Origin of the sequence: Streptomyces sp. ISL-12, from assembly GCF_018614415.1 — a bacterium.
In the GTDB taxonomy this organism is placed as follows: domain Bacteria; phylum Actinomycetota; class Actinomycetes; order Streptomycetales; family Streptomycetaceae; genus Streptomyces.
Genome location: NZ_JAGGOO010000103.1, coordinates 1 through 9338, shown reverse-complemented (window position 1 = coordinate 9338; position 9338 = coordinate 1). Strand labels below are relative to the sequence as shown.

General features: G+C 71.8%; 9 protein-coding genes and 1 pseudogene. 7 read left to right on the top strand and 3 right to left on the bottom strand.

Features of this window, described 5'->3' with window-relative positions:
• Positions 1-537: 537 nt before the first annotated feature.
• From J7I94_RS26360 to J7I94_RS38615, 3 genes and pseudogenes are all read right to left on the bottom strand, one after another.
• The gene (locus tag J7I94_RS26360) at positions 538-1344 is read right to left on the bottom strand and encodes a hypothetical protein (RefSeq protein ID WP_215170738.1); all 807 of its coding nucleotides are present in this window, start codon (positions 1342-1344) and stop codon (positions 538-540) included.
• 308 nt (positions 1345-1652) lie between these two features.
• Entirely contained in the window at positions 1653-2384 is a 732-nt protein-coding gene (locus J7I94_RS26355) for an aspartate/glutamate racemase family protein (protein ID WP_215170736.1), read from the bottom strand.
• A pseudogene (locus J7I94_RS38615) lies at positions 2381-2521 on the bottom strand (decarboxylase); the annotation flags it as partial. The gene J7I94_RS26355 and the pseudogene J7I94_RS38615, both read right to left, overlap by 4 nt.
• Before the next feature lie 151 nt (positions 2522-2672).
• Here J7I94_RS38615 and J7I94_RS26350 point away from each other — a divergent pair.
• The 7 genes from J7I94_RS26350 (at position 2673) to J7I94_RS26320 (ending at position 9321) form a co-directional block, all read left to right on the top strand.
• Complete coding sequence (locus J7I94_RS26350) at positions 2673-3620, top strand: D-2-hydroxyacid dehydrogenase (protein ID WP_215170734.1); 948 nt, start codon at positions 2673-2675, stop codon at positions 3618-3620.
• 16 nt (positions 3621-3636) lie between these two features.
• The gene (locus tag J7I94_RS26345; protein WP_215170732.1) at positions 3637-5022 is read left to right on the top strand and encodes an amidase; all 1386 of its coding nucleotides are present in this window, start codon (positions 3637-3639) and stop codon (positions 5020-5022) included.
• Between the two features lie 277 nt (positions 5023-5299).
• Positions 5300-6229: an ectoine/hydroxyectoine ABC transporter substrate-binding protein EhuB gene (gene ehuB / locus J7I94_RS26340; RefSeq protein WP_215170730.1), complete on the top strand. Its 930-nt coding sequence runs from the start codon at positions 5300-5302 to the stop codon at positions 6227-6229.
• Complete coding sequence (gene ehuC, locus J7I94_RS26335) at positions 6226-6933, top strand: ectoine/hydroxyectoine ABC transporter permease subunit EhuC (protein ID WP_215170728.1); 708 nt, start codon at positions 6226-6228, stop codon at positions 6931-6933. Before ehuB ends, ehuC begins: the two co-directional genes overlap by 4 nt.
• The gene (ehuD, locus tag J7I94_RS26330) at positions 6930-7580 is read left to right on the top strand and encodes an ectoine/hydroxyectoine ABC transporter permease subunit EhuD (protein WP_215170726.1); all 651 of its coding nucleotides are present in this window, start codon (positions 6930-6932) and stop codon (positions 7578-7580) included. The genes ehuC and ehuD overlap by 4 nt, the downstream gene beginning before the upstream one ends.
• Positions 7570-8364, top strand: coding sequence for an ectoine/hydroxyectoine ABC transporter ATP-binding protein EhuA (ehuA, locus tag J7I94_RS26325; protein WP_215170724.1), 795 nt, complete (start codon positions 7570-7572; stop codon positions 8362-8364). The genes ehuD and ehuA overlap by 11 nt, the downstream gene beginning before the upstream one ends.
• Positions 8365-8562: 198 nt before the next feature.
• Positions 8563-9321, top strand: coding sequence for an IclR family transcriptional regulator (locus J7I94_RS26320; RefSeq protein WP_215170722.1), 759 nt, complete (start codon positions 8563-8565; stop codon positions 9319-9321).
• The last annotated feature ends 17 nt before the right edge of the window (positions 9322-9338 follow it).

Sequence of the window (9338 nt, the reverse complement as noted above, 5' to 3'; positions counted from 1 at the left end):
ATTCCAGCACCCCTACCCGGACCGGGGCCCCGGCAGGTACCGCACCCCGTACGGAGCGGTGGCCGCCGAGACGGCCCGGCGTGCATGTGAGGTGCTGTCGCGCTCCCCACACGCCGGGGAAGGGACAAGAAAGGTGCTGGGCCCGTCGCCGGTGGTGGGAACCTGCTTTTCTCGGGCCGCTCGCTCGCTTCTCACCCGTGCTGGAGCGGGCCGGGTCAAGGGTGGGCCGCAGGCCCATCGGCGAAGCCGACGCGGAGCGTCAGCGCAGCGCCCTTGAGGCGGGCCGTGGAAGCACGACACTGGCAGAGAAGCGAGTGGCCCCGACGGCCACAGCTCGATGTGCGGATCGGCCAGGGGTCCGGTACGATCATCATGCGCTGGTCGACGGAGCAACTCCGAACAACCGGCACTGCGTTGGTGGTCCAAGGAAAGACGCCCCGCTTCCTGCGGGGAGATGCAGGTGCAAGGCCTGCCCGGCGCTCCACAGCAAGACGACAGAACCCCGGTACCGCTTCGGCGGACCGGGGTTCTTTCGCATCAGCCGAGCTTCGCGGCCTGCGCCTCGATGACCGCCGTAGGCTGGTCGAAGGCGTCGCCCCGGGTGACGGCCGCGATGTTGAAGGACGAGAAGCCCGCGAGGGTGGAACCCTGGCGGAAGACGGCGACCTTGGTCTCGACCTCCTCGCCGTCCACCTTCTCCTGGACCGTCCAGGCGACAGCGTCCTCGCCCGCGGAGATCTTGTCGGTGACGATCCCGGTGACCTGCCCCTTCTCACCGTCGTCCGTCAGGGCGAAGCCCCCGGCGCACTTCTCGCCGGCCTCGCGGATCGCGGTGAGGGCCTGCTCGGCGCCGTCGGCGTCGTAGGACCACAGGGAGGTCATCGTCTTGGTGATGTCGAGGGAGTCGATCGTCGCCTCCTCGGCCTCCTTCTCGGACATCTGCGCGAGTTCCTCGATCGACGGCATGCCCTTCTTGGCCGCCGCGGACTCCAGGGTGACCAGTCGCTGCGTGCTCGCCGCGGGCTCCGCGACGGGCAGCGCCCTGAGCACCTTGGCGACGGGCTCGCACTCGGCCTTGTCGACGGAGACCGTGTCAGGGTCGGCCACGTCGTCCTTGCCCGGCTTCGCGGCCGTCTCGCCCTTCAGGTCGGCCGTGGTGACCACCAGCTTGTCGAGTTCGGCGGCGGTCAGTGCCTTCGCGGCGGGCTTCTCGGACGCGGCGGCGGTCCCCTTCGCCTTCTTGTCCCCGTCCTCGCCGCCACCGCCACCGCAGGCGGTGACGAGCAGGGTCAGCGTGACCGCGGACGCGGACAGGACGGTACGGCGGACGGTGGTGGCTCGCATGGTGCACTCCCTGATCAATGCCCCGTGCACAGGTTCGGCACAGGGTTCACGCGGGCAAGACCGTCATGGATCGTTCAAGGTTGTACGGCGTGCGCATCCGGCATTCATGCGATACGATCATCATGCGCTGGTCGACGGAGCAACTCCGAACAACCGGCACTGCGTTGGTGGTCCAAGGAAAGACGCCCCGCTTCCTGCGGGGAGATGCAGGTGCAAGGCCTGCCCGGCGCTCCACAGCAAGACGACAGAACCCCGGTACCGCTTCGGCGGACCGGGGTTCTGTCGTGTCACACGGGTCTGCCGTGACCTCACGCCTGGACCAGCGGCTCCCGTGTGAACAGCGCGCCCAGTTCCGGCGCGTTCACCCGGCGGTCCGCCAGGCGCAGGGCCTCCCAGACCGTGACCTGGTTGGCGGTGAGGACCGGCTTGCCCAACTCCTTCTCCAGCGACGGGATGTGCGCGGCCGTGCGCAGGGCCGTGCCGGGGAGGAGCAGTACCTCCGCGTCCGGGTGGTCGGCCGAGCGGGCCAGCGCCCGCACCTCGGCCTCGCCCCACGTGCCGGCCTCGGCCGCCGTGACGACGCCCGCGCCGCGGACGGCGACGACCTCCAGGCCGGCCGCGCGCAGGAAGTCCGCGAAGAGAGCGGCCACGTCCTGCGGGTACGTCGCGCCGATCGCGACCCGGCGCGCCCGCAGTTCCCGTACCGCGTGGGCGAAGGCGAAGGACGTGGAGGAGGCCGGCATGCCGGCCGTCGCCGCCAGGGCGCGGACCTGCTCGTGGGCGCCGTCCCAGCCGTGCACGAAGCTGCCGCTGGTGCAGGCCCACACCACGGCCTCGGCGCCGGCGTGCCGCAGTTCCTCCACACCCGCCGCGAGCCGCGCGGGCGAGCCCATCTCCAGCAGGGCGTCCACGCGGTGCGCGTCCTCGCCGAGGTCGGTGTGCACCAGGTCGACCCGGATGTCGCTGCCCAGGAGCTGCTCGATGCGTGGGTAGTCGTCCTCGCCGGAGTGGCCCGGGTACAGGAATCCCAGTGCTGTCATGTCCACCCTTCCTGCTGTCGCTCCGCCACGGGGCCGGGCCGCGCCGCCGGATCGGTCAGCGCCCGTTACGGCCCCACGGCACGGGTACCCAGTCGGCGCAGTGCCGCCCACATCGTCACTTGGTTGGCCGAGATCAGAAATCTCACCTTGGGCGAGGGGATGGCGGCGCACCGTGATCGCGGCCGTGTTGACGAAGGGAGGTTCCGGTGCGAGCGTGGTCAATCCGCCGCCCGCGTCACCGCCAGGTCAAGAGCTGGTCGATCCCCCGATCCCGGAGGCACGCTGCCGATGGCCCGCCCCGCCGTGCTCGTTCTCGACGCTTCGCCCCGGCCCCGGCTCGGCCGGCTGACCGGGCGTGCGAGCGTCGAGTACGTCGACGGGTCGGGGCTCGCCGCGCGGCTGCCGTCCGCCGATGTGCTGCTGGTGTGGGACTTCCGGTCGGACGCCGTGCGGCGGACCTGGCCGGGCGAGGGTCCGCGCCCGCGCTGGGTGCACACCGCGAGCGCGGGCGTGGACCATCTGATGTGCCCGGCGCTGGCCGCCTCCGACACGGTGGTGACCAACGCGCGCGGGATCTTCGACGAGCCGATCGCGGAGTACGTCGCCGCGCTGGTGCTGGCGATGGCCAAGGATCTGCCGAGGACGCTGGAGCTGCAGCGGGAGCGGGTCTGGCGCCACCGGGAGTCGCAGCGGGTGGCGGGGGGCCGGGCGGTCGTCGTCGGCACCGGGCCGATCGGCCGGGCGGTCGGGCGCACTCTGGGGGCGCTCGGTGTCAGGACTGCGCTGGTCGGCCGGTCCGCTCGCCCCGGGGTGCACGGACCGGAGGACCTGGACCGGCTGCTGGCCCGCGCCGACTGGGTGGTGGCGGCGGCGCCGCTGACCGAGGAGACCCGGGGCATGTTCGACGCCCGCCGGTTCGGGGTGATGCGGCCCTCGGCGCGGTTCGTGAACGTCGGGCGCGGGCCGCTGGTCGTCGAGGAGGCGTTGGCGGAGGCGCTCGGCAGGCGCGGCATCGCGGGGGCCGCGCTGGACGTGTTCGCGCACGAGCCGCTGTCCGCCGGCAGTCCGCTGTGGGACGTCCCCGGTCTGATCGTCTCCCCGCACATGAGCGGGGACACGATGGGCTGGCGGGACGGACTCGGCGCTCAGTTCGTGGAGTTGTTCGACCTGTGGGCGGCGGGGCGGCCGCTGCCGAACGTGGTCGACAAGAACCGCGGGTACGTACCCGGACACTGACTCCCCGGGAGGGTGCATGACCGAGCACGAGCACGACCTCACCGCCGTGCGGCTCCTCGACGGCTACCGCACGGGTGCCCTCGGTCCCGTGGAGGTGACCCGGGCGGCCCTCGCGCGGGCCGAGCGGGCGCGGGCGGAGGTGAACGCGTTCGTGCGGATCACCGCCGAGGAGGCGCTGGCGCGGGCCCGGGAGTCGGAGGAGCGGTGGCGGCGCGGAGAGCCGCGCGGGCGGCTGGACGGGGTGCCGGTGACGGTCAAGGACCTCCTGCTGATGCGCGGCCACCCGACGCTCAGGGGGTCCCGGACCGTCTCCGAGAAGGGTTCCTGGGACGAGGACGCGCCGTCGGTGGCCCGGCTGCGCGAGCACGGCGCCGTCTTCCTCGGCAAGACGACGACACCCGAGTACGGCTGGAAGGCCGTGACCGACTCGCCGCTGTCCGGCGTGACCCGCAACCCGCACGACCCCACGCGTACCGCGGGCGGCTCCAGCGGGGGCGCGGCGGCGGCCGTGGCGCTCGGCGCGGGGCCGCTGGCGCTGGGCACGGACGGCGGCGGCAGTATCCGTATCCCGGCGTCGTTCTGCGGGATCTTCGGGCTGAAACCGACGTACGGCAGGGTCCCGCTGTACCCGGCGAGCGCCTTCGGGACCCTCGCCCACGTGGGCCCGATGACCCGGGACGCGGCCGACGCGGCGCTGATGCTGGACGTCATCGGGGCGCCGGACGCCCGGGACTGGTCGGCGCTGGCGCCGACCGGGCGGTCGTACACGGAGGCGCTGCGCGAAGGGGTGCACGGGCTGCGGGTGGCGTACTCCCCCACGCTCGGCGGGCAGGTGGCGGTGCGGCCGGTGGTGACGGCGGCGGTGCGGCGGGCGGTGGAGCGGCTGGCGGAGCTGGGCGCGTACGTGACGGAGGCGGATCCGGACGTCACCGACCCGGTGGACGCCTTCCACACGCTGTGGTTCAGCGGGGCGGCGCGGGTGGCGCAGCGGCTGGGGCCCCGGCGCCGGGAGCTGCTCGACCCGGGGCTGCGGGAGATCTGCGGGCAGGGCGCGCGGTACTCGGCGCTGGAGTATCTCGCCGCGGTGGACGTGCGGACGGAGCTGGGCCGGCGGATGGGCCGCTTCCACGAGGTGTACGACCTGCTGCTCACCCCGACGCTGCCGATCACGGCGTTCGAGGCGGGCGCGGAGGTGCCGAAGGGGTCGGGGCACCGGCGGTGGACGGGGTGGACGCCGTTCACCTACCCGTTCAACCTGACCCAGCAGCCGGCCGCCACGGTCCCGGTGGGCCGGGACGGCGACGGGCTGCCGGTCGGCCTCCAGATCGTGGCCGCCCGCCACCGCGACGACCTGGTCCTGCGGGCGGCCCACGCCCTGTACGAGGCGGGCGCCGCCGCGTGACCGCCCCGGCGCGCCGGTGCGCCGCAGGTCGTCGCGCGCCTCGGCCGGCCCGGCGGTCGTAGCCGTACGCCGTGGTGACCGGTTCGGCGCCCGCGCAGGTCGTCGAGCGGGTGTGCGGTGTGCCGGATTTCGTGCCTGACCAGCGCGACCTTGGTGTGGTGATCGGTCATGTCCTCCATGGCCGTGCCCGTCGGCGGCGGGGTCGAGAGGGTCCGGCGGCGGGAGAGGGCCGGAAAAGACCGGCATAACTTTCCCGGAGTCGGGAAGGCGCGCGCCCATGGCTCCACCACACAGAACCCCGTCACGGGGACGAACGGACCGTAAGTCCGGGATATCCGGGCCCAGTCGCCGAACGCTGCTCGCGGGGGTCGCGGCGCTCGGCGCGCTGGGGGCCGCCGGATGCTCGCGGGTGGCCACCGCCTCGGACACCGAGGGCGGTGACCTCCTCGACCGGCTCCGGGCGCAGGGCGTGGCGCGGCTCGGTATCGCCGGTGAGATCCCCTTCGGGTACATCGACAAGGACGGTGAGCTGACCGGCGAGGCGCCGGAGTTGGCGAAGGTCATCTTCAAGCGGCTCGGCGTGGACCGGGTGCAGCCGGTGCCGACGGAGTTCGGCTCGCTCATCCCGGGGCTGGCGTCGCAGCAGTTCGACGTCGTGGCGGCCGGGATGTACATCAACCCCGAGCGCTGCGAGCAGGTCATCTTCTCCGACCCCGACTACCAGATGCTCGACTCCTTCATCGTGCGCAAGGGCAATCCGCTCGGCCTCCACGACTACCGGGACGTCGTCGAGAAGAAGGCCAGGTTCGCCACCGGCACGGGGTACGCGGAGATCGCCTACGCGGTGGAGGCCGGGTACGAGGAGAGCGACATCCTCATCGTCCCCGACCAGGTGGCCGGACTGAACGCCGTCGAGGCCGGGCGCGTGGACGTGTTCGCGGGGACCGCGCTGACCACCCGCGAGGTGGTCAAGAAGTCCGGCAAGGCCGAGGTGACCGAGGCGTTCAAGCCGATCGTGGACGGCGAACCGCACGTCGACGGCGGCGGGTTCTGCTTCCGGCCCACCGAGACCAGCCTCCGGGACGCCTTCAACGAGGAACTCCACCAGCTCAAGGAGAGCGGTGAACTGCTCCGCATCCTCAGGCCGTTCGGGTTCACCGATGACGAGATGACGGATCTGACCGCGAAGGAGCTGTGCGGCGGATGACCTCGGGACTGTGGGAACTGGTACTCCAGGGCGTCTGGGTCACGATCCAGCTGCTCGTCTGCTCGGCACTGCTGGCGACGGCCGTGTCGTTCGTGGTCGGCGTCGCGCGCACCCACCGGCTGTGGATCGTCCGCTTCCTGGCGGGCTTCTACACCGAGGTCTTCCGCGGGACGTCGGCCCTGGTGATGATCTTCTGGGTGTTCTTCGTGCTGCCCCCGGCCTTCGGCTGGCAGCTGGTGCCGCTGTGGGCGGGCACGCTGGCGCTCGGCCTGACCTACGGGGCGTACGGCGCGGAGATCGTGCGCGGCGGGCTCGGTGCCGTCGACCCGGCGCAGCAGGAGGGCGGCATCGCGCTCAGCTTCACGCCCTGGCAGCGGATGCGGCTGATCCTGCTGCCGCAGGCGGTTCCGGAGATGATCCCGCCCTTCTCCAACCTGCTGGTCGAACTGCTCAAGGGCACCGCCCTGGTGTCGGTCATGGGCATGGGTGATCTGGCGTTCAGCGGGAATCTGGTGCGGCTCGCGCTCCAGGAGAGCGCGGAGATCTACACGTACATCCTGCTGATCTACTTCGTGATCGCGTTCCTGCTGACGCGGGTGATGCGGGGGCTGGAGAAGAAGCTGAAGGCGGGTGTCGGCAAGGCGCCGCGGACGAAGAAGACGGCCGTGCCCGAGCCGGCCGGGATCGAGGCGGGACTCCGATGAACTGGGACTGGAGCGCCGTCTCCGACTTCATGCCGCACTTCTGGGACGGTCTGCTGGTCACCTTGCAGATCCTGGTCCTCGGCTCGGTGATCTCGTTCGTCCTGGGCCTGGTGTGGGCGCTGCTGACGCGGGTGCCGTCCCGCTGGGTGACCTGGCCGGTGGGGGTGGTGACGGAGTTCGTCCGCAACACCCCGCTGCTGGTGCAGCTGTTCTTCCTCTTCTACGTGCTGCCCGAATGGGGCGTCACCGCCTCGGCGATGACCACCGGTGTCATCGGCATCGGCCTGCACTACTCGACGTACACGATGCAGGTCTACCGGGCCGGCATCGAGGCGGTGCCCGTCGGCCAGTGGGAGGCCGCGACGGCGCTGAACCTGCCGCTGCGCAGGACCTGGACCGCGGTGATCCTGCCGCAGGCCGTGCGCCGGGTGGTGCCCGCCCTCGGCAACTACGTGATCTCCATGCTGAAGGACACGCCGATGCTGATGGCGATCACCGTGCTGGAGATGCTCGGCGAGGCACGGCTGTTCTCGCAGGAGACCTTCCGCTTCACCGAGCCCCTGACGGTGATCGGCCTCGCCTTCATCGTCATCTCCTACCTGGCCTCCCTTGCCCTGCGAGCCCTGGAGCGACGCCTTGCCCACTGACACCCTCCCCCAGCCCGAGAAGAGCCCCGAGAAGAAGCCGGCCGGGTCCGGTGAACTCATCCGCCTGGAGAAGGTCACCAAGCGGTTCGGGACCAACACCGTCCTGGACGACCTCGACTTCTCCGTCGACGCCGGCAAGCACGTCACCCTGATCGGGCCGTCCGGGTCGGGCAAGACCACGATCCTGCGGTTGCTGATGACGCTGCTCAAGCCCGACGAGGGCACCATCACCGTGGACGGGCAGCAGCTCTTCCCGGCGCCCGAGAAGCAGGTCCGCGAGGTCCGCAAGAAGATCGGGATGGTGTTCCAGCAGTTCAACCTGTTCCCGAACATGTCGGTGCTGCGCAACATCACCGAGGCGCCGGTCACCGTCCTCGGCATGTCCAAGGACGAGGCGGAGGTGCGGGCGCGGGAGCTGCTGGACCTGGTGGGCCTGGCCGACAAGTGCGACGCCCGCCCGACCCGGCTCTCCGGCGGCCAGCAGCAGCGCGTCGCGATCGCCCGTGCGCTGGCGATGCGCCCGCAGGTGCTGCTCCTGGACGAGGTGACCTCCGCGCTCGACCCGGAGCTGGTCGCGGGCGTCCTGGACGTGCTGCGGGACATCGCGCGCTCCACGGACATCACGATGCTCTGCGTGACCCACGAGATGAACTTCGCCCGGGACATCTCCGACCAGGTACTGATGTTCGACTCGGGGCGGGTCATCGAGGCCGGTCCCCCGGAGAAGATCTTCAGCGAACCGGAGCACGACCGCACCCGGGAATTCCTCAGCGCGGTCCTGTGAGCACCCACCGTCACCTGCCCCGACGCCCTCGAACTGCGGCGTCGGGGCTTCCCTTTGGCATATGCCGCAGGTCAGCCGCCCAGTTGAGAGCGGCGGACTCGCCGACAACCGCCCCCCTCCCGGCCGCCCGGCCGCTATCGTGAAGGGGATTCGCCGTCCGGGCCACGGCCACAGGAGCGAGCGCATGGGGAGACCACCGTGGCGCTGCAACACGAGCCGACCGCGCCGCACCACTCGGTCCAGGACGCCCTGCGCGTACTGGAGACGATGGCGCGGCGGACCACCCCGGTCACCGACACCGAACTCGCCCGGCGCACGGGCCTCGGGCAGGAGCGACTGACCCCGCTCCTGCGGATGCTGCGCCGCGAGGGGTACGTCGAGCAGACCGCCGAGGGCACGTACGCCACCGGGGAGGCGCTCGCCCGGCTGAGTTCGGCGCACGGCCACGAGGAGGCGCTGCGCGAGAAGCTCCAGCAGACGCTGGACCGGCTGCGCGACTCGGTCGGCGCGGCCGTCTACATCAGCCGGTACGTCGACGGCGAGGTCAGCGTCACCCAGTACGCGGACGGTCCCGGCACTCCGAAGGTCAACGAATGGGTGGACTTCCGTCGCTCCGCGCACGCCACCGCGATCGGCAAGAGCCTGCTGACCCAGCTGGACCACGCCGGGCGCCGCGACCATCTCGCCCGGCACCGGATGGCCCGCCTCACCTCGCGCACCATCACCAGTGACCGGCTGCTGCTGTCCCGGCTGGAGGCGCAGCCGCCGACCGTGCCGGTGCTCGACCTCCAGGAGTACGCGGTGGGGACGGTGTGCGCGGCGGTGCCGATCACGGCCGGGGCGACGGTGGGGTGCCTGGCGCTGTCGCTGCCGGTGGAGCACGCGTACCGGCTGCGCCGGGCCGCGGACGCGCTGAACCGGGAGGCGGCGCCGGTCCTGTTGTCCTTGGCCATCTAGGCAGTTTCGTTTGGATC

What these genes read in the sequence shown, in the direction of transcription:
- J7I94_RS26360 (WP_215170738.1), bottom strand. Translation starts at nt 1,344, where the DNA reads ATGCGAGCCACCACCGTCCGCCGTACCGTCCTGTCCGCGTCCGCGGTC.
- J7I94_RS26355 (WP_215170736.1), bottom strand. Translation starts at nt 2,384, where the DNA reads ATGACAGCACTGGGATTCCTGTACCCGGGCCACTCCGGCGAGGACGAC.
- J7I94_RS26350 (WP_215170734.1), top strand. Translation starts at nt 2,673, where the DNA reads ATGGCCCGCCCCGCCGTGCTCGTTCTCGACGCTTCGCCCCGGCCCCGG.
- J7I94_RS26345 (WP_215170732.1), top strand. Translation starts at nt 3,637, where the DNA reads ATGACCGAGCACGAGCACGACCTCACCGCCGTGCGGCTCCTCGACGGC.
- ehuB (WP_215170730.1), top strand. Translation starts at nt 5,300, where the DNA reads ATGGCTCCACCACACAGAACCCCGTCACGGGGACGAACGGACCGTAAG.
- ehuC (WP_215170728.1), top strand. Translation starts at nt 6,226, where the DNA reads ATGACCTCGGGACTGTGGGAACTGGTACTCCAGGGCGTCTGGGTCACG.
- ehuD (WP_215170726.1), top strand. Translation starts at nt 6,930, where the DNA reads ATGAACTGGGACTGGAGCGCCGTCTCCGACTTCATGCCGCACTTCTGG.